We start from the raw sequence: 21,182 nt of genomic DNA, 5'->3' as shown, positions 1-21,182 counted from the left end.
AGACTCCAAAAATTACAATCTACCAACTCTATATTTACGAACTAATAAAGCAAGTGACCCTAGCAGTAGCACCATGTATAAACCAAGTTGTGCTGTATCTGCAGTTTTTGAGTTTTTCTCTTTTTTCGAATCATTTTTTTGATCTTCTTTTTTCTTCTTATCATCCGCATTTCGGTTGAAATCAGGAGTACTTACTGTTTTTACATTATCTACTTTCGGTGTAGTCACTGGGGTTTTCGGTTCATTCTTTGGCTCTTCTTTTACCGTTCCTATAGCACCGATCTTCGTCGTATCAAATTGAATTTGTACGTCATAGAAGTGATGGTAGTTCATTGAATCGATATCTACTTTTACTTTTGCATTTAATTTTGCAAATAAATCAGCTACTTCAAACTCTACTACCCTTGTATTGGCAGCCTTATCTTCACTTACTACTTTTGCATCAACAAATGCACCAGCGTTTTCTGTTTGGAACTTCGTAATCCATGCACTATCTTTCAGTGTCACCGCAACATATTTTTTGCCATCTTTCACTGTTAATCTCGCTGGATTTAGAACATATTGATTCATCATTGAAATCTCATCAGTTTGATCTTTTAACACTTTAAAAGCAATATCGTACTGACCGTCTTTTAAATTTTTCGGATCAACTGTTGGGTTTTCATTTAGATTATTCGTTCCATCTTGGTTATTGTTTCCGCCTTGATTATTGTTTCCATCTTGGTTATCGTTTCCGCCTTGATTATTGTTTCCATCTTGATTACCTAAAGCTTTAATACTACCTTTATCAAATGCAAATTGAATATCGTAGACATGATGATAGTTCATTGCATCGATATCTACTTTCACTTTTGCATTTAGCTTTTTCGATAAATCATCTACTTCCACTTCTACTACTCTTGTATCTTGCTCTTTACTTGTACCTAATACCTTTGCATCGACGAACGCGCCATTCTTTTCAAACTCAAACTTTGTAATCCATGAGCTATTCGTTAATGTGAAGGATACATACTTCTTACCATCTTTCACTTTTAATACGCCCGGACTCTTCGTATATGTGTTCATCATTGAAATTTCGTCTGTTTGATCTTTTAACACTTTAAAACCGATGCTGTATTCACCGTCTTTAAGAGCATTTGGATCAATTGTTGTGTTATTGTCTTGGTTGTTGTTTCCGCCTTGGTTGTTGTTTCCGCCTTGGTTGTCGTTTCCACCTTGGTTATTGTTTCCGCCTTGGTTGTTATTTCCGCCCTGGTTGTCATTTCCGCCTTGGTTATCTAACGGCTTAATGCTATCTTTATCAAATGCAAATTGAATATCGTAAAAATGGTGATAATTCATTGAATCGATATCTACTTTTACTTTTGCATTTAACTTTTTCGATAAATCCGGTACTTCTACCTCCACTACGCGTGTATCAGCTTTTTTATCTTCACTTAATACATTCGCATCAACAAATGAACCATTTTTCTCAAATTCAAACTTTGTAATCCAAGCACTATTCGTTAACGTAAATGATACATACTTCTTACCATCTTTTACTTTTAATACACCTGGATTTTTTGTATATGTGTTCATCATTGAAATTTCGTCTGTTTGATCTTTTAATGTTTTAAAATTGATGCTGTATTCACCATCTTTAATTGTTTCAGCATCCGGTTGCTTGTCTCCATCTGGTTGTTTGTCTCCGTCTGGTTGTTTGTCTCCGTCTGGTTGTTTGTCTCCGTCTGGTTGTTTGTCTTCACTTTTAATTGGTTCAAGTTTATCTTGATCAAATACAAGTTGTACGTCATGAGTTTGCTTGTAATTTCTTGATGCCATCTCAATAAATACTTTTGTATTTAGTTTTTTTGATAAATCAGCTACTTCAAACTCTACTACTCTTGTATCTTTTTCTTTATCTTCACTCACTACTTTTGCATCAACAAATGCACCATCTTTTTCCGTTTGGAAATTTTTAATTAATGAGCTACTTTTTAGCGTTACAATCGCTTTTTTCTTACCATTTTCTACTTTCAATACCCCTGGATTTTCCATGTAAGTATTCATTTTAGATTCTTCATCTGTTTTATCTTTTAACACTTTAAATGGAATGCTGTACGCACCATCTTTAATTGTGTTAGAATTTGGTTGTTGATCTGAGTCAGGCTTTTGGTCGGGCTTCTGACTTGGATCCGGATTTTCATTTGGATCTGGCTTATTAGCTGGGTCCTCTTTTTCATCTGGTTTTTCTACATGAATTGGTGTAATGCTATTTTGATCGAATGAAATACGAATATCATAGTAATGATGATAATTAAAAGCATCAATATCAACTTTTACTTTTGCATTTAATATTTTTTCTAAATCTTCTACATCAAATTCTACTACTCTTGTATCGTTTTCTTTATCTTCACTCACTACATTTACATCAACGAATTGGCTACCTTTTTCTGTTTCAAACTTCGTAATCCATGAACTATGTGTTAACGTAAAGGATACTTTCTTTTTCCCATCCTTCACTTTCAAAGTCCCCGGGCTTACAGAATATTGATTCATCATTGATTCTTCATCTGATGTATCTTTCAAAACTTTGAAACCGATTGAATATTCACCGTCAGCTAATTGGGTAGCTGCTTGAACTGCAAGTGGTTGTAGCGTTGATACGAATGTGAATATCGTTAGAAACATTGCAACAACAATTTTCAAATACCTGTTCAATAGAATGACTCTCCTTTTTTAAATTTTATTTACTTAACTTCACTTTACGAACTAAGAAAACACCTGAGATAAGAACTAACGCTGCAAATAATCCAATGCGTGCATCATCACCTGTTTTTGGGTTATCTGTTTTTTCGGCCTTGCTACTCTCATTTGTTCCTTTATTTACATCTTTGTTTGTTTCTTTACTCTCTTCTTTCTTTTGCTCTTCTTTTACCTGTCCATCTTTTTTAGTTTGATCATCAGTTTTTGTTACACCAGCTGCATTGTTATCGCCACCTACAGCTTTTACGTTTGCATCAAATGCAAAACGAATTGTGTAATGATGGTCGTAGTTTGCACTTGGTACAACAACATGAATTTTTACTCCTAACGGTTTAGATAGATCATCAACTTTAAATTCAACTGTTCTTTTATCTGCTGCTTCGTCCTTGCTAATTACTTTTGAATCAACGAAATTGCCATTCTCTGGTGCTTTAAATTCTGTAATCCAAGCACTATGATTCATTGGAACTTGCACTCTCATCTCACCATTTTTTACAATTAACTTCGCTGGTTTTTCAAAATAATCATTTGCCATTGAAGCCGAATCATCTTCCGCCTTTTTGATAACGTAGTTAATATCGTAAGTACCGTCAGCTAATTTTGCTGAAGCTTGTCCAGATGGCATTACGAGAAAAGCTAGCATACATACTAACGTTATAATAAATGCGGGTAATACTGAAAACTTTCTCATTTCGCTTACTTCCTCCTTGTTTATCCTTCGTTTTATATTTTGAAAATGATAATTATTCTCAATTTATAAGAAAAAAATAATCTCTTCTACCTTTATTTAATTGTCATTACTTTATGTAATATAAGCATTGTTGATTATCATTCTCACTAGAGGTCAAAAAATATAATATCCCTCACTCTTCCCTATAAAAAGCACTCTAAAATAATTTAATCCATTCACTGATTATCATTCTCAACAGACCGCAAAAAAAATAAACTACCTATTCTATTGTTCTATCACCTCTTCTTCCAAAAATGATATAGTCATAGAAAACCTCTTCCCTTGCTCCCGTCACTTCCCTTCCAATATTTCCACAACTAAGTCAATCTTAGCCTACTCATAATTTTTTTGTCAACTATATTACGTATAATTTTTTTAATATCTAAATTTCTCTATGTAAGACTTTTTCCACAAAAAAGAGACTTTCTATTATAGAAAGCCTCTTTTCTCTATTTTTCTACTGCAATTTCCTGCTTTTGAAACTTAGAAACTATATAGCCAATTCCTATACCGATCATACCTGGAACTAACCAACCAATCCCTACACTATATAATGGAATCTTATCTAAAATAGGTGCTAATGCCGCAATTTGAAGATTCGCATTGTGCAATCCATCAAAGAAGCTAATCGCGAACGCTCCTACAATACCACCTACATACATCGCTAATGGAAGACGAACATAGTTTTCAACGAGTGACAATACAATAAGTACGATCCCAATTGGATAAATTGCGATTAAGATTGGTAATGCTAATGCGTTTAACTGAGTTAAACCAAGATTTGCTACCATAAATGCTAATACACAGAAAACAAAAATGACTTTTTGATAAGAAAGCTTCGGTAATAACGAAGAGAAATATTCCCCACAAGCTGCAACAATACCTACAGAAGTTGTTAAACATGCTGCTGTAATCGCAATACCTAATAATAAAGTCCCGTAACTTCCAAATAAATGATTCACAACGTTTGTTAAAATAATTCCTCCGTTTGCACCCATTCCAAGAGATACACTAGAAGCCCCAAGATACGCAAGCGCTAAATACACAAGTAGTAAACCAAGTGCTGCAATAAATCCTGCAAAGATTGTTACTTTCGCAATACTGTTCTTATTTGTAATGCCTTTTGCTTTTAAAGCATTGATCACAACATTTCCGAAAACAAGTGCTGCAAGTCCATCTAAAGTTAAATATCCATCAATAAAACCTTTAAAGAGTGGAGCACTATATGCTTCTGTCGGTGTACCAAACTCTCCAATTGGTGTAATAAGTGCTTTCGCTACAATAATTGCAATAACAGCTAATAAAATTGGAGTTAACACTTTACCAATGCGCCCCACTAATTTCGATGGGTTTAAAGCTAAATAGAAAGTTACTGCAAAGAAAATAAATGTAAAGATAACAAGTGGATATGATTGACCAGCTATCTCACTTGGTAAAAACGGTGCAACACTCATCTCATAGGCAACTGTTCCTGTACGCGGAACACTTACAAATACGCCTAAACATAAATATATTGCAGTGATAAAAACTAGTGCGAATACAGGGTGTACACGTCCCGCTAGCTCATTAATATCTCCCTTTAGAGCTATAACAATTACCCCTAATAAAGGTAATCCAACACCTGTTACGATAAAACCAAACAAAGCGATCCATACATCAGTTCCAGCACCTTGCCCTAACGCTGGTGGAAAAATCATATTGCCTGCGCCAAAAAATAGTGCAAATAACATTAAACTTATTGCAAACATCTCAGAAAACTTTAAAGATGATTTCATTTCTACTAACCTCCTAATTGTTCGATTAACAAAATATTCTGAATTAAAGTCCGTCACATATCCTCTTTCAAGCATACTTCCCCGTAAAAGAACGCAAAAAACACCCGTCCCTAACAAAGGGACGAGTGTTGAAATCGTGGTTCCACCCTTATTCTAATAAAATGAATTTATAACAAAATAAGCTCATTTTATAGCTCGTGTAAATTGATAACGGTTTTATCCGCCAAGAATTACAATGCATCATGCAGTTCACTCTTGAAGTTTAGAGGTGGTAAATATGTCTTTTCGTATTAGGAAGCTCACAGCCTAGTCTTCCCTCTCTGAGAATCGTAAAAAACAACTCATGTCCTCATCATTACTTTTATAAAATATCTTGTCGAAACTTGTTGTTTTTTATTATATGGGCTATTTTTTAAAAAATCAATAGTTTTATTTTTTCTGACAAAAAAATATAGGGAGAAAACTTTCCTCCCTATAACTGACCTATTAATATTTCTAATTCCTCAGCTGAAACGTTCCGCCATTTTCCAGATTCTAGTCCATTCAGCTTTATATTCAGAATGCGAACCCGCTTTAGCTTTGTTACAGTAAACCCGAAAGCACGGCTCATTCTACGAATTTGCCTGTTCATCCCTTGTGTTAAAACGATGCGAAATGTTGATTGATCGACTCTCGTCACTTTACATGGCTTCGTCATGCCATCTTTAATCTTTACACCGCTGGACATCTCATCAATAAACCAATCTGTAAAAGGTTTATCGACCGTAACAACATATTCTTTCTCGTGCTCATGATCACCATGCAAAATCTGGTTAGCAATAGAGCCATCATTCGTTAATAAAATAAGTCCTTCCGATGCCTTATCTAATCGCCCAACAGGAAAGATTCGCTCTGGATAATTGATATAATCAATAATATTATCTTCAATATGATCGGCTGCTGTACAAGTAATTCCGACTGGCTTATGAAAGGCGATATACACCTTTTCTTTCTCTTCCTTTGCAATAACCTGCCCATCAATCGTTACAATATCACCATCGCTCACAAGTGCACCGTGCGTACATATTTCGCCGTTAATAGCCACGTGTCCATCTTTAATAAGGCGATCTGTTTCACGTCTTGAGCAGGATTTTGCTTCGCTTATGTATTGGTTGATTTTCATAGCTTATTCCTTTTCATATATATTAAAAGCGTCAATCTATGGCAATATCATTATGCCACGATTGACGCTCCTTTACTTCGCAAAAACAACTAAATAAATAACCCCAATCACCAAAAATATTCCGCAACAAGCTAACAATACTTTTGCAAGTTTGTCCATAAACATATAATGGTTTCCCCTTTTGTTTGGTTGTTTGCTATTTTAATTCGACAACTGTTACGCCTAGGCCTCCCTCGCCCATGTCACCGTAACGGTAATTCTTCACGCCGCGGTGCTTCTTCAAGTAATCTTGTACACCTTGGCGAAGCGCTCCTGTTCCTTTACCGTGAATAATTGATACGCGCGGATAGCTTGCAAGCTGTGCATCGTCTAAATATTTTTCAACGCGCATCATTGCATCTTCATAACGTTCACCACGAAGATCAAGCTCTAACGAAACGTGATAATCTCTACCCTTCACACTTGCGACTGCTTTTTTCTCAGTTTGCTTCGGTGTATTAATGTATTCCATATTGGATTCTTTCACTTTCATCTTCAGAATACCAATTTGTACGCTCCACTCTGTATCACTTACTTTTTCAAGCAATTGACCTTTTTGACCGAACGTTAACACTTTTACTTCATCACCTGCGCGTAATTGTTGTTTTGGCGCTGTGTTTTTCACGTTTACTTTTTGTTTCTTCACAAGCTCTGGCGCCGCACCTTCTAGACGGCTCTTTGCTTCAATAAGCTCATGGTCTTTCACGTTTATAAGCTGTGCTTTACGCAATTGACGAAGTTCTTGAATAATGCCTTCTGCTTCTTTCTTTGCAGCTTCGACTTTTTCTTCCCCTTCTTTTTGCGCTTTTAATAATTTTTCATCGCGCTCATCATTAAATTCAATAATTTGACGCTGTAATTCGCGATGCAGTTTTTCAGATTGCTTACGAAGTGCTTCTGCTTCGTTCCAGTCACGTTCTGCATTCTTTTGACTTTCTTCTAACTTCGCAATCATATTTTCAATTTTGTTTGTATCTGTACTAATGTGGTTACGAGCTTGATCAATCACGCGATCAGATAATCCAAGGCGCTTCGAAATTTCAAAGGCATTACTACGCCCTGGTACACCGATTAATAATTTATACGTGGGGCTTAATGTATTCACGTCGAACTCAACGCTCGCATTAATAACTTGCTCACGGTTATATCCGTATGCTTTTAATTCTGGGTAATGCGTTGTAGCAACAACGCGAGCACCACGATTACATACTTCATCTAAAATTGAAATTGCTAGTGCAGCCCCTTCTTGCGGGTCTGTTCCAGCACCTAATTCATCGAATAAAACTAAGCTTTCAAAATCAGCTTTTTCTAAAATATCAACAATGTTCACCATATGTGAGGAGAACGTACTTAAACTTTGTTCAATCGATTGCTCATCACCGATATCAGCAAAGATATTTTTGAATACACAAATCTCTGACTCATCCATTACTGGAATGTGAAGACCAGACTGCGCCATTAATACACAAATACCAACTGTTTTCAACGTAACTGTTTTACCACCTGTATTCGGTCCTGTAATAACAATTGTCGTGAAATCTTTACCGAGCATAATGTTATTTGGTACGATAATTTCTGGATCGATAAGCGGATGACGTGCTTGTCTTAAATCCATATAACGCTCGTTATTTACGATTGGTTTCGTTGCTTTAATACGCTTCGCATAGAAAGCTTTCGCAAAGATGAAATCAAGATTTGCAACTACTTCTACGTTTGATAAAACGATATCGGCTTCTACTGCCACTTCTTCTGTTAACATCAATAAAATGCGTTCAATTTCTTGTTTTTCTTTCACTCGTGCTTCTTGAAGCGCGTTATTTAACTCTACAATGACTTGTGGTTCAATAAATAACGTTTGCCCAGAAGCTGATTGATCGTGAACAATACCACCATATACGCCGCGGTATTCTTGTTTTACCGGGATTACGTAACGTTCGTTACGAATCGTTACAATTGAGTCAGACAGCATTTTTTGCGCGTTTGAAGAACGCGTCATGTTTTCTAACTTTTCACGAATACGGCTCTCCGCAGTACGAATTTGAGTACGAATACCACGCAGTTTATCACTTGCGCTATCGACTACTTCACCGCCATCACCGATACAATTTGTAATTTTCTTTTCTAAATCATATAAAGATACAATTTGAGCGACATGAGTTTCTAAAATGGGAAGCTCAACACCATTATCAACCATATCTTCAATGAAACGTTTCATATTGCGACTACCATACATCGTATTGGCAATATCAAGTAGTTCATTCGGGCTTAACATACTTCCAATCTTTGCACGCTTCACATTTGAGCGAATATCCGTAATACCACCTAATGGTGCACTACCTTTTAAACGAATGACTTTCGCTGCTTCATCCGTTGTATCTTGCATTTCTACAATTTCTTCAAAATCAGTGCTTGGCACTAAATTTTTCACCTTGTCACGGCCAAGTGAAGAGGCTGTATGTTCAAGTAATTGTTCTTTTACTTTATTGTATTCTAATACACGCAACGTTCTTTCTAACATGTTGCAGGTCCCCCTTGTGTTACTTATTACGTTTAATATAGTCTAATAAACGTTCAATATCCCATGTGTTAATTACGTTATCTTTTTGAATCCAACCTTTACGTGCTGCTGCTACACCTGTTTCCATATCTTCTAACATTTCAAGTGTATGAGCATCCGTATTAATTGCTACTTTTACACCAGCATCTTGTGCTTGTTTTAATAATTTCGCGCTTAAATCTAGACGGTTTGGGTTTGCATTTAATTCTAAAACTGTATTTGTTTCTTTTGCGAGCTGGATTAATAAATCTGTATCTACATCGTAACCCTCGCGGCGCCCAAGAAGACGACCTGTCGGATGGGCAATCATTGTGACATGCTTATTCTCAAGCGCAGTGCGAAGACGTTTCATAATCGTTTCACGGTCTTGTGAGAAGCTAGAGTGAATCGCTCCAATGACATAATCTAATTCTGCTAATACTTCATCATCAAAATCAAGCGAGGCATCTGGTAAAATGTCCATTTCAATTCCGCGTAAAATTGTAATGTCTGGATACTTTTCATTCATACGCTCAATTTCTTTCGCTTGCTCGCGAAGACGCTCTTTCGTTAAACCATTCGCTACTTTCAAGTATTGTGAGTGGTCCGTAATCGCCATAAACTTATATCCACGAGCGTGGCATGCTTGTACCATTTCTTCAATTGAAAAGGCACCGTCACTCCATGTTGTATGCATATGTAAATCACCTTGTATGTCAGAGACCTGAATTAAGTTCGGATACTCTTTAATTAATTCAATTTCCTTTCCATCTTCACGTACTTCTGGCGGAATAAACGGAAGACCGAAATGAGCAAAGAACTCCTCTTCTGTTTCAAATGTTTTTACTTCACCTGTTTCCAGATTCTCTACACCGTACTCACTAATTTTCTCACCTTTATCTTTCGCGATTTGGCGCATTTTTACGTTATGGTCTTTTGATCCTGTGAAATGGTGAAGAGTTGTAATAAACTCTTCTGGTTTTACTAAGCGGAAATCAATTGAAATATCGTATTCATATTGAAGACGAACAGAGACTTTCGTATCTCCACTTGCAATCACTTCAATCATATTATCAAACTGTAATAAATGTTCACGTACTACTGCTGGCTCCGTCGTTGCAATAATGAAATCTAAATCTTTCACTGTCTCACGAACACGGCGTAAGCTACCAGCGCGAGAGAAACGAATCACTTCAGCAATATTCGACAATTTCTCCTCTATTTCCCCGGCAATAGGCAATACCATTGCAATTGGTAAACGCTCTGGACGAGATCCCACTTGATCAATTGCTTCTAATATTTTCTCTTCTGTTTTCTTACCGAAACCTGCTAAAGCTTGTACTTTATTTTCCTCGCAAACAGCTTTTAGCGATTCCATATCAACAACACCAAGTTCTTTGTATAACTTAGCTACCTTCTTACCACCAAGGCCTGGTAGTTTTAATAACGGCAATAAGCTACTTGGTACTTCTTTTTCAAGTTCTTGTAATACTTCAGATGTTCCCGATTCTATATATTCTTGAATAACTGCTGCCGTTCCTTTTCCGATGCCGGGAATCTTTGTGAAATCTTCAATTTCAGAAAGACTACGATCATCACTTTCTAGTGCTGCTGCTGCTTTACGGAATGCAGATATTTTAAATGGATTCGTCCCCTTTAATTCCATAAAAAGCCCGATTGTCTCTAGTAATTTAATAACTTGTTTTTTATTTACTTTCATCATTGTCCCGCCTTTCTTTCATAGAAAAAAACTTCTCTTTCCGAAAAAAGAGAAGTTATACTTTGCTACCTGTCTGCCATAGTTCCTTCACCTTTTCAGAAAGAATCGGTGTATCGTCTACAATTATTTTGCTAATTGATGATTTTTGTAATGGTGTTTGTATTTGCTCAATCGGAAGAATGTTTCCAACGATAATTAAGACAAATAAAATAATATACACTTCTAAAAATCCGAGGATTGCCCCCGCAAACGCATTTACTTGCTTTAAAACCGGTATTTCTGCAAACATATTTAACAAATTACCAAGTAATGAAAGTGCGATTTTTGTAATAATAAATAATAAGATAAACGCAATTGCTTGATAAAATACTGTTTCAATATTATTTGCATCAATCCATTCTGGAACAGATACATTTTTATCAAATGGATACGGAATAAATTTCGCTAGTGCTGGCGCTAAATCTTTACAGTACCAGTATGCAACAAGGTATGCGATAATAAAGCTTGTTAACTTTACAAGTTGCAGAATAAACCCTCTGCGTAAGCCAAGGAAAAATCCCATAACAAGCAGTAAAATGATAATAATATCAATCATGTTATTCCATTCCTTTTTGTGTCATACTTTCTTTCAATTTCTCATGTTCTTCTTTTAATTTTATGTAATCGTGTATGACGTTTACCGCCGTCAATACCGCTAGTCTACTCGTATCAAGCGAAGGATTCTTGGCATTGAGTTCGCGCATTTTATCATCCACAATCGCTGCTACCATGCGGATATGACTTGTACTTTCATCGCCAACAACTGAATACTGTTGGCCATATATTTCTACATTAATTCGACTTTTTTTTCCCTTTTGTTGTGACAACTCACCGGCCTCCAATCACGTACAGAATCCTAAAGTTTATAATACCATGAACCATCATAATATGGAAACAGAAAGAACAATCCGATATGATAAAAATAACAATATAAAAAAAGGAGCGAACATATTGTCAAATTCTATCGTAATACAAACAAGTTCTACAGTAATTGAAGACATGAAACAACAATATAAACAAGCACTAAGCCCGAAAATTCCACAAGGCGGTATCTTTATGGCAAAGGTGCCATCTTGCACGATTACAGCGTATAAATCTGGAAAAGTAATGTTCCAAGGTGGACGTGCTGAAGCAGAAGCTTCTCGTTGGCAAACTGTCTCTCAAACACCGAAAACAGCTGTAAAAAAATCGGTCGATTCACACCGTTATGCACCACCTGCTTCCATCGGTACAATGTCTATCGTAGGGTCAGATGAAGTTGGTACTGGTGATTTCTTCGGACCGATGACAGTAGTTGCTGTATATGTTGACGCAAAGCAAATTCCACTTTTAAAAGAGCTTGGTGTAAAAGACTCTAAAAACTTAAATGATGATCAAATTACCGCTATTGCGAAACAACTTCTACACGTTGTTCCTTACAGCTCTCTTGTCCTTCATAATGAAAAATATAACGAGCTATTTGATAAAGGAAACAACCAAGGTAAGCTAAAAGCTTTACTACACAATAAAGCTATTACAAACTTATTAGCTAAAATTGCCCCTACAAAACCTGAAGGCGTCTTAATCGATCAATTCACACAACCTGATACATACTACAAATATTTAGCAAAACAAAAGCAGGTTCAGCGTGAAAATGTTTATTTCGCGACGAAAGGCGAAAGCGTCCATTTAGCAGTCGCCGCTGCTTCTATTTTAGCTCGTTACTCATTCGTAAAACAGTTTGACGAACTAAGCAAAAAAGCTGGTATGCCACTTCCAAAAGGTGCCGGTAAACAAGTTGATATCGCCGCTGCTAAATTAATTCAAAAGCTTGGTAAAGAACGATTACCTGAGTTTGTGAAAATGCATTTCGCTAATAAGGAGAAGGCGTTTCGCTTATTAAAATAGTATCGACAAAAACAGGAGCCTACAAACTCCTGTTTTTTGTTTCACCCTACTATTGCCCTTGTAATTTTGTTACAATTACAATATACAGATTATTCTAACATAAGAAGAGATTCCCATTGCTACTTCTACAAATGATTCTAAATATTTCACTAGGTGATCCACATGAAAGACAATTCGAAATTAGGGAAAATATTCAATTACTAAGTGAGCAAAAGGAGTTCCAAAATTTGATTGAAAGATATGGTAGATCATTCCTATTAAATTTTCGGATCCGAAGATTTATCGGGAAACACGATGCCCGCTTGTTAATACATAATCCAGCAAAACTACAACACTTCTGTGAGGAACTCGAATTTATGATTAGAAAAAGGAGGTATTTCATATGAATGCTGTAAAAGTAAAAAAGGTATTATATGCTTTCCTACACCTCGTAGGTCCACTTTCTTACTTCATTATTTCTACCATTTGGGGAGTTTTTTTCACTACTAAATCCATATTCGAGAATATATCTGATAATCTTGGCGTTATGGCTATCTATTACGTGCTCATTAGCTTAATGTGGTTTTTCTATTTAGATCGATTAGACAAAGATGTAGATAACATCACAAAAGAGATTCATGATAATAAGATGTAATACATAAAAAAGGAGAGCCGCCAAGACTCTCCCTTTTTATGTTAGCTTCGTTTCTGCTTCTTATGTGATGAAGATACTTTATGAGAACCTGTTTCATGTGTTGTCGTTCCTTGTCCTTCTACTTCTGGAGAACCTAGGCCCGATCTTGAATGATCTTTTTTCACTTTTTTACTCATTTATATTCACCCCTTCGCGTTACTTTTTGCTACGAGGTAATAAACTATTCAATATAAAAAAGCGAGAGGAAATCCTCTCGCTTTTTTATATTTTAGAATTCAGAAGAACCTGGAGTTCTTGGGAATGGAATTACGTCACGGATGTTAGCCATACCAGTGATGTACATTAGGAAGCGCTCGAAACCTAGACCGAATCCAGCGTGTTTTGTACCGCCGTATTTTCTAAGTTCTAAGTACCACCAGTAGTCCTCTTCGTTCATACCTAATTCTTTAATTCTGTCTACTAAAACGTCCATTCTTTCTTCACGTTGGCTACCGCCGATTAATTCGCCGATGCCAGGAACTAGAAGGTCAGTAGCAGCTACTGTTTTACCATCTTCGTTCATACGCATGTAGAATGCTTTAATGTCTTTCGGATAGTCTGTTACGAATACAGGGCGTTTGAAGATTTCTTCTGATAAGTATCTTTCGTGCTCTGTTTGTAAGTCAATACCCCATTCTACTGGATATTTAAAGTCAGCACCTGATTCTTGAAGTACTTTAATTGCTTCGGTGTAAGTGATACGACCGAAGTCAGAGTTAATTACGTTGTTCATGCGCTCTAGAACTGTTTTATCAACGAAGCTGTTGAAGAAGTCCATTTCTTCTGGTGCATGTTCTAATACATATTTCATTGCATATTTCAGCATATCTTCTGTAAGATCCATTACATCGCCTAATTCAGCAAATGCAATCTCAGGCTCAACCATCCAGAACTCAGCTGCATGGCGAGTTGTGTTTGAGTTCTCCGCACGGAATGTAGGTCCGAATGTGTATACATCACGGAATGCTAATGCATAAGCTTCAGCGTTCAGCTGTCCACTTACTGTTAAGTTTGTTTCTTTACCGAAGAAGTCTTTTGATTCATCAACTTGTCCGTCTTCACCTTTTGGTACGTTGTTTAAATCTTGCGTTGTTACGCGGAACATTTCGCCAGCACCTTCTGTATCACTACCAGTGATGATTGGTGTGTGAACATGTACGAATCCACGCTCTTGGAAGAACTGGTGAATCGCAAATGCTGCGATAGAACGTACACGGAACGTTGCAGAGAATGCATTTGTTCTTGGACGTAAGTGAGCGATTGTACGTAAGTATTCAAACGTATGACGCTTCTTTTGAAGTGGGTAATCAGAATCTGATAAGCCCTCGATCTCAATTTTTTCTGCTTTAATTTCAAATGGTTGCTTCGCTCCAGGCGTTGCAATTACTTTACCTTCTACTTTAACTGAAGAGCTAAGTGGAAGTTTTGCAATTTCTTTGAAGTTCTCTAATTCTGTATCGAAAACGATTTGAACGCTTTTGAAGAAGCTACCATCGTTTAATTCGATGAAACCAAATGCTTTTGAATCACGTAAGTTACGAATCCACCCTGATACTTGTACTGTTTGATCTGCATACTTTTCTGTATCTCTATACAGACTTTTTACTAATGTGTTTTCCATAGTGAAATTCTCCTTTGCTGATATATTTAAATACAAAAAAACCTTTCATCCATAAAGGGACGAAAGGTTAAACTTCGCGGTACCACCCAATTTGTCATAAAGACCAACTTTAACTCGTATGTAATACATACTTCCCGGTTTGTAACAGGCCGGATTCCCGTCTAAGTCTACTCTTGAATACAAGATCCAATTTCGGTTAGCAACTCCAAGGTGTTCTTCATATATACCGCCTCATCAGGCTCTCACCGTCCCTGACTCGCTATGGATTATAGTATATACTACTTTTCCTTATCATCGTCTTTCATTTTGTTAAACTAAAATTAATGTACTACATTCGAGAGAAAGATGCAAGATGCCAGAAAATATATCAGCGATTTTTGCAATATATCGACCGCAACTTCAAATATATCGGCGATTTTTATAATATATCGACCGTAACTTCAAATATATCAGCGATTTTTATAATATATCGACTTACCGACAACTTTCGACAATCGCATCATAAAAAAATTGCCGGAATTAATCCGGCAATCTTTTATTACTTACGTAACTCCGCACCAAATTTCTCTTCTACCGCTGTTAATACACGGTTATGTGCTTCTGTTACTTCTTCATCTGTTAATGTACGTTCTGCATCGAAGTAGTTCATAGAGAATGCAAGTGATTTCTTGCCTTCTTCCATTTTCTCACCTTCATATAAGTCGAATAGTGTTACGTCTTTCAGAAGTTCTCCGCCAGCTTCAGCAATGACTTGCTTCATTTCACCAGCTTTTGTTTCTGTCGTTACGACAACAGCCATATCACGTGTCATAGATGGGAAACGTGGAATTGCTGAGTAGTAAGTTTCCTCTGCGTCTGCACCGAATACTTTTACAAGAGATAGTTCGAATACGAATGTATTTTTCACATCTAATTGTTTTTCTGCTTCAGGGTGCAATTGACCGATGAAACCAATTACTTCGCCATCTAATACGATGTCAGCTGTACGACCTGGGTGCATACCTTCACGTTTTGCTGGTGCATAAGTGATTTGGTTTGCAACGCCTAGTACGTCGAATAATCCTTCTAGCACACCTTTCACAACGAAGAAGTCTACAACTTTCTTCTCACCTTGCCATGCATGGTGAAGAGCCAGACCTGTCATAACACCTGCAAGATGTTGTTCTTCTTTCGGAAGTTCTCCTGCTTCTGTTGGTAAGAAGACAGAACCTACTTCGTATAAAGCAACGCTATCGTTTTTACGTGCAACATTGTATGAAACTGCTTCTAACAATTGTGGCACTAAGCTTAAACGAAGTTGGCTACGCTCTTCGCTCATTGGAAGTGCAAGATTTACAGGAGCTTTTTCGTTTGGCTCAACCATATATTGTTTCGCTTTGTCAGCGCTTGTTAATGAGTACGTGATTGCTTCATATAAACCAGCGCCTTCTAGGGAGCGGCGTACTTTACGACGTTTCGTCTGTGCTGATGTTAATTTACCACGTGTCATCGTTCCAGAAGGTAATGTAACTGGAATGTGATCATAACCGTACAGACGACCTACTTCTTCTACTAAGTCTTCTGAAATTGTAATGTCAGGACGACGTGCTGGTACATTTACAAGGAATGTTCCTTCTACTTCTGTGAATGGGAATTTTAAGTTTGTGAACATTGTACCCATTTCACTCGCAGAAATATCTGTTCCTAATACACGGTTGACTTTCTCAGCTGTAACAGATACTGTACGCTCTTCTACTTGTAAGTTATCAGCTTCTACTACACCTTCAAGTGCTTCACCGCCAGCGTATTTTGCCATTAAAGCAGCTGCATGTTGAATCGCTTCAAATGTGCGTGTTGGGTCAATCCCTTTTTCGAAACGTGCACTTGATTCACTACGAAGACCTAAGTCTTTTGATGTACGGCGCACAGTTTGTCCTGCAAAGTATGCAGACTCGATTAGAACGTTTACTGTGTCATTTGTAACTTCAGAATCAGCTCCGCCCATTACACCAGCAACAGCTAAAGCTTTTGTGCCGTTTGTAATTACAAGGTGGTGGCTTTGTAATGTACGTTCTTGATCATCTAACGTTTCAATTTTTTCGCCTTCTTTTGCAAGACGAACAACGATTTCTTTTGAACCTAATTTATCGTAATCAAATGCATGTAACGGTTGACCGTATTCCATTAAAATGTAGTTTGTAATATCAACTACGTTGCTAATTGGACGAATGCCAGCTGCCATAAGACGAGTTTGCATCCAGATTGGTGATGGACCAATCTTTACGTTTTTAACCATTTTTGCAATATATAATGGGTTTTCTTCTTTCGCTTCTACACTTACAGAAATGTAATCAGAAGTTTTTTCTGCTGTTTCTTGTAAGTCGATAGCTGGAAGTTTTACTTCACGGCCGTAAATAGCAGCTACTTCATATGCAACACCTAACATGTTTAAGCAATCTGCACGGTTTGGTGTTAAACCAAGCTCAAGTACTTCATCGTGTAAGTTTAAAATTTCAAGTGCATCTGCACCAACTTCAGCGTCACTCGGGAAGATGAAGATACCATCTGCATATTCTTTTGAAACTAACTTTCCATCAATACCAAGCTCTTGAAGCGCACAAACCATACCGTGAGAAGCTTCACCACGTAGTTTTGCTTTTTTAATTTTGAAGTTACCAGGAAGTACAGCGCCAACTTTTGCAACCGGTACTTTTAAACCTTTTGCAATATTAGCAGCTCCACAAATAATTTGTACTGGCTCTTCTTCACCGATATCGATTAAGCATTTGCTTAATTTATCAGCTTCTGGGTGTTTTTCACATTCTAATACGTGACCAACTACAACACCTTTTACACCTTTATTTAATACTTCAACACCTTCTACTTCAATACCACTTTTCGTGATTTTGTCTGCTAGTTCTTGTGCTGTTACATCTTTAATATCTACATACTCTTGTAACCAACGATATGATACGAACATATTTATCCTCTCCTTCCCTTACGCTCGTTTGAATTGTTGTAGGAAACGTACATCATTTGTATAGAAATGACGAATGTCATCTACGCCGTATTTCAACATTGCGATACGCTCTGCGCCCATACCGAATGCGAAACCTTGATATTCTTTTGAATCATAACCAGCCATTTCAAGTACGTTCGGGTGAACCATACCTGCGCCTAAAATTTCAATCCAGCCAGTTCCTTTACAAGTGCCGCAACCTTTGCCGTGACACATCATACAAGAAATATCCATCTCTACAGATGGCTCTGTGAATGGGAAGAAACTTGGACGAAGACGAATTTCACGATCTTCACCGAACATCTTTTTCACGAATACTTGCAGTGTACCTTTTAAGTCACTCATGCGAATGTTTTTATCAATTACAAGACCTTCAATTTGCATGAATTGGTGTGAATGCGTCGCATCATCGTCATCGCGGCGATACACTTTACCAGGACAAATAATTTTGATCGGGCCTTTTTCTTTATTATTTTCCATCGTACGTGCTTGCACAGAAGATGTATGTGTACGTAGTAACGTTTCTTCTGTAATGTAGAATGTATCTTGCATATCACGCGCTGGGTGATCTTTCGGTAAGTTTAATGCTTCGAAGTTGTAGTAGTCTTTTTCTACTTCTGTTCCTTCAGCTACTTCATAACCCATACCGATAAATACATCTTCAATTTGTTCAACAACAGCTGTTAACGGATGGTGACAACCTGTTTCAACAGGACGACCTGGCAAGGTAACATCAATTGTTTCAGTAGCCAATTTCGCTTCAATTACTGCTTTTTCTAAGTTACCAATTTTGTCGTCTAGACGCGTTTGAATCGCTTCACGTACTTCATTTACTAATGCTCCCATACGTGGACGCTCTTCTGCTGATAATTTTCCCATGCCGCGTAATACTTCTGTAATTGGGCCTTTCTTCCCTAAATACGCTACGCGTACATCGTTTAAGCCTTTTAGCTCTTTCGCTTCTTCAATAAGCTCTAACGCTTTTTGCTTTAGCTCTTTTAAACGTGCTTCCATTTGGAACCCTCCTAATTTTAAAAATAAAAAAACCTCGCTCCCAAAAAGGGACGAGGTAAATTCGCGGTACCACCCTAAATTGACAGAACAAGTCTGCCCACTCATTAGTTATAACGATCAATTCTGACCGGAACGCCTTTACATATAAATGGTCCTGGCGTCAACTCCAGAGGTGAATTCACTTCCGTCTACCATAAGAATGCTTTCAGTCTACGGCACTCTCTCCCTATATGGCGATTTTGTAAGCTACTCTTCTCTATCAACGTTTTTCGTTATTTAACTTTTATTGTATGTTCATTACGAACGTATACTTCAACTTATTATAAGAAGTTTTTTATTTGTTCGCAACTGGGCTTTGTAAATAATACGTTAAAATCCCTGCTGCAACCGCAACATTTAATGATTCTGCCCCGCCATAAATCGGAATATACAAGTTTTGATCAGTTTTTGCAAGAATTTCTTGGCGTACGCCGCTTCCTTCATTTCCTACAATTAATGCAAAACTTCCAGCCGGTGTTACTTCAACGTGCGGAACTCCATTTTCAAGAGCTGTTCCATATACAGGAACGTTATTTTCTTTTAACTTGTCTACCCATTCTTCTAAGTTCCCTTTTACAACCGGTAAGTGGAAAATAGAACCTTGTGTAGATCGTAGTACTTTACTATTATAAACATCAACGCACCCTTCTCCAAGCACAACGGCATGAATACCAGCTGCATCAGCTGTACGAATAATTGTTCCTAAATTACCTGGGTCTTGAAGGCCGTCTAATAAAAGAAATTTCCCATCAATAAGAGCTACTTCTTTCTCATGTTTCTCACAAACAGCAAATACTCCTTGCGTTGTTTCTGTTTCGCGAAGTACTTTTACAATTGCTTCAGGCACGATATACATTTCAACATCATTAACTGTCCAATCTTTCGGAAGATCTGTCTGATCTGAAACGATAAGTTCTGTTACAACTCCCGCCTTTAAAGCTTCCTCTACTAAATGGAATCCTTCTACAAAAAATAAACCTTTTTTATCGCGCTCTTTTTTCGTCTGCAGCTTCTTCCACTGCTTCACACGCGGATTTTGTACTGAATCAATGTTTTTCATAATATGTATTTCCCTCTCTTCTTGTCTTATCATTATAGCCTATTTTTCATACATATTTACATAAAAAAGAACAAAAACTAACGTCAGTTTCAATTCTGAAGAAGAGGTGAAAATCATGAGTTTTAATTTACGCGGCGCTGTATTAGCGAATGTGACTGGAAATTCACAAGACCAATTACAAGAAACGATTGTCGATGCAATTCAAAGCGGTGAAGAAAAAATGCTTCCAGGTCTTGGCGTTTTATTCGAAGTCATTTGGAAAAATGCTGATGAAAATGAAAAACACGAAATGCTAGAAACACTGGAGCAAGGATTAAAAAAATAAGTAATTTGAAAATCACCTTAGCATAAGCCGAGGTGATTTTTTTACGAAAAAAATTTTTTCTTCTCCTAAACATTTCTACTTTACTAACGCTGATTGATGGAGTACAATGTTCAAAATACATTTAAACCGATCGATTTTCTTTATAGACACCATAAGATAAAAGGAGTGAATGTTTTATGCATCGTATTACGCTTGAACAAGTTTTTAAACATCACATTACACAAAAATATGTAAACCGTTCTGGAATGGTCCACGCGATTGCTGTCGCTTACCATGCGTTTCACCTAGCTAAAAAGCATCACGCCTCAGTCGATGCTGCGACAAAGGCTGGTTTCCTTCATGATATCGGACACCATACGTGGTACACAGGTGGCGAATGGGACTATGACTTGTATAAAAAGAATGATATACATGCAATTAAAGGAGCAGAAAGAGCTCATAAATTGCTTATTAGATTAGGAGAACATCCGAAACTAGCAAAAGAAATTTCCGTTGCCATTCTTCTGCACACCGATTCTTTCCTACTAGAACAAACGCTTGAAAGAACCCCTCTACAAAACGTTATTAAGTGGGCGGATGAAGCCGATGAAGAACCGGGCGGGGCACATCATTATAGAACGATTTCTTATGAAAAAGCATTGAAAGCAATTCAACAATTAGACCGGTTGGTAGAGCGTGAATTGCAAATAGAGCAATCGAAATCGAATAACAAGGCAGAACGCATTTACCAATGAGAAAGAGGCATCACTACAGTGTGATACCTCTTTTATTATTTTCCCCTAAAAAAATACACACAATATTTCAAATTCGAATCTTGTA

At 37.1% G+C, this 21,182-nt stretch carries 18 protein-coding genes and 3 other annotated features; of the genes, 5 read left to right on the top strand and 13 right to left on the bottom strand.

The window, feature by feature from the left end:
* Positions 1–12: 12 nt before the first annotated feature.
* The 8 genes from JDS80_RS12730 to zapA all read right to left on the bottom strand — a co-directional run bounded on the left by JDS80_RS12730 (position 13) and on the right by zapA (position 11,573).
* Positions 13–2,700: an NEAT domain-containing protein gene (locus JDS80_RS12730; RefSeq protein ID WP_199638706.1), complete on the bottom strand. Its 2,688-nt coding sequence runs from the start codon at positions 2,698–2,700 to the stop codon at positions 13–15.
* 25 nt (positions 2,701–2,725) lie between these two features.
* The gene (gene isdC / locus JDS80_RS12725; RefSeq protein WP_199638704.1) at positions 2,726–3,436 is read right to left on the bottom strand and encodes a heme uptake protein IsdC; all 711 of its coding nucleotides are present in this window, start codon (positions 3,434–3,436) and stop codon (positions 2,726–2,728) included.
* A gap of 488 nt (positions 3,437–3,924) precedes the next feature.
* Positions 3,925–5,250, bottom strand: coding sequence for a branched-chain amino acid transport system II carrier protein BrnQ6 (gene brnQ6, locus JDS80_RS12720; RefSeq protein WP_199638702.1), 1,326 nt, complete (start codon positions 5,248–5,250; stop codon positions 3,925–3,927).
* A gap of 114 nt (positions 5,251–5,364) precedes the next feature.
* Positions 5,365–5,615: a binding site (T-box leader), on the bottom strand.
* Between the two features lie 107 nt (positions 5,616–5,722).
* On the bottom strand, positions 5,723–6,412 hold the full coding sequence (locus JDS80_RS12715; RefSeq protein ID WP_199638700.1) for a 23S rRNA pseudouridine(2604) synthase RluF: 690 nt from the start codon (positions 6,410–6,412) through the stop codon (positions 5,723–5,725).
* 196 nt (positions 6,413–6,608) lie between these two features.
* Positions 6,609–8,969: an endonuclease MutS2 gene (locus JDS80_RS12710; RefSeq protein WP_199638698.1), complete on the bottom strand. Its 2,361-nt coding sequence runs from the start codon at positions 8,967–8,969 to the stop codon at positions 6,609–6,611.
* Between the two features lie 19 nt (positions 8,970–8,988).
* A complete protein-coding gene (polX, locus tag JDS80_RS12705) occupies positions 8,989–10,707 on the bottom strand; it encodes a DNA polymerase/3'-5' exonuclease PolX (protein ID WP_199638696.1) in 1,719 nt (572 codons plus the stop codon).
* Positions 10,708–10,762: 55 nt separating this feature from the next.
* Positions 10,763–11,302, bottom strand: coding sequence for a CvpA family protein (locus JDS80_RS12700; RefSeq protein WP_071748256.1), 540 nt, complete (start codon positions 11,300–11,302; stop codon positions 10,763–10,765).
* A 1-nt stretch (position 11,303) separates the two neighbouring features.
* The gene (zapA, locus tag JDS80_RS12695; RefSeq protein ID WP_071748257.1) at positions 11,304–11,573 is read right to left on the bottom strand and encodes a cell division protein ZapA; all 270 of its coding nucleotides are present in this window, start codon (positions 11,571–11,573) and stop codon (positions 11,304–11,306) included.
* Positions 11,574–11,697: 124 nt separating this feature from the next.
* Here zapA and rnhC point away from each other — a divergent pair, with 124 nt between their 5' ends.
* From rnhC to JDS80_RS12680, 3 genes are all read left to right on the top strand, one after another.
* The gene (rnhC, locus tag JDS80_RS12690; protein ID WP_199638694.1) at positions 11,698–12,633 is read left to right on the top strand and encodes a ribonuclease HIII; all 936 of its coding nucleotides are present in this window, start codon (positions 11,698–11,700) and stop codon (positions 12,631–12,633) included.
* A gap of 116 nt (positions 12,634–12,749) precedes the next feature.
* The gene (locus tag JDS80_RS12685) at positions 12,750–13,019 is read left to right on the top strand and encodes a hypothetical protein (protein WP_199638692.1); all 270 of its coding nucleotides are present in this window, start codon (positions 12,750–12,752) and stop codon (positions 13,017–13,019) included.
* A complete protein-coding gene (locus tag JDS80_RS12680; protein ID WP_199638690.1) occupies positions 13,016–13,267 on the top strand; it encodes a hypothetical protein in 252 nt (83 codons plus the stop codon). The genes JDS80_RS12685 and JDS80_RS12680 overlap by 4 nt, the downstream gene beginning before the upstream one ends.
* Before the next feature lie 41 nt (positions 13,268–13,308).
* Here JDS80_RS12680 and JDS80_RS12675 read toward each other — a convergent pair whose 3' ends face one another.
* The 5 genes from JDS80_RS12675 to JDS80_RS12655 form a co-directional block, all read right to left on the bottom strand.
* On the bottom strand, positions 13,309–13,443 hold the full coding sequence (locus JDS80_RS12675; protein WP_199638688.1) for a YuzL family protein: 135 nt from the start codon (positions 13,441–13,443) through the stop codon (positions 13,309–13,311).
* Positions 13,444–13,535: 92 nt separating this feature from the next.
* On the bottom strand, positions 13,536–14,927 hold the full coding sequence (gene asnS / locus JDS80_RS12670; protein ID WP_199638686.1) for an asparagine--tRNA ligase: 1,392 nt from the start codon (positions 14,925–14,927) through the stop codon (positions 13,536–13,538).
* A gap of 52 nt (positions 14,928–14,979) precedes the next feature.
* Positions 14,980–15,231, bottom strand: a binding site (T-box leader).
* A gap of 234 nt (positions 15,232–15,465) precedes the next feature.
* Positions 15,466–17,886 (bottom strand): phenylalanine--tRNA ligase subunit beta, encoded by a 2,421-nt coding sequence (gene pheT / locus JDS80_RS12665; RefSeq protein WP_199638684.1) that lies wholly within the window; start codon positions 17,884–17,886, stop codon positions 15,466–15,468.
* Positions 17,887–17,904: 18 nt separating this feature from the next.
* Positions 17,905–18,939, bottom strand: coding sequence for a phenylalanine--tRNA ligase subunit alpha (gene pheS, locus JDS80_RS12660; RefSeq protein ID WP_000388217.1), 1,035 nt, complete (start codon positions 18,937–18,939; stop codon positions 17,905–17,907).
* Positions 18,940–18,982: 43 nt separating this feature from the next.
* Positions 18,983–19,211: a binding site (T-box leader), on the bottom strand.
* Between the two features lie 62 nt (positions 19,212–19,273).
* Positions 19,274–20,071 (bottom strand): TrmH family RNA methyltransferase, encoded by a 798-nt coding sequence (locus JDS80_RS12655; RefSeq protein ID WP_071748261.1) that lies wholly within the window; start codon positions 20,069–20,071, stop codon positions 19,274–19,276.
* Positions 20,072–20,153: 82 nt separating this feature from the next.
* On the opposite strand from JDS80_RS12655, the gene sspI reads away from it, so the two are divergent.
* Both sspI and JDS80_RS12645 read left to right on the top strand, forming a co-directional pair.
* A complete protein-coding gene (gene sspI, locus JDS80_RS12650; RefSeq protein WP_000009515.1) occupies positions 20,154–20,363 on the top strand; it encodes a small acid-soluble spore protein SspI in 210 nt (69 codons plus the stop codon).
* A gap of 176 nt (positions 20,364–20,539) precedes the next feature.
* Positions 20,540–21,097 (top strand): HD domain-containing protein, encoded by a 558-nt coding sequence (locus JDS80_RS12645; protein WP_071771029.1) that lies wholly within the window; start codon positions 20,540–20,542, stop codon positions 21,095–21,097.
* Positions 21,098–21,182: the final 85 nt, after the last annotated feature.

The sequence above is a fragment of the Bacillus cereus group sp. N8 genome, from assembly GCF_016483685.1.
Lineage (GTDB): Bacteria > Bacillota > Bacilli > Bacillales > Bacillaceae_G > Bacillus_A > Bacillus_A proteolyticus.
The sequence above is the reverse complement of the archived record's forward strand: the minus strand, read 5'-3'. Positions and strand labels throughout refer to the sequence as shown.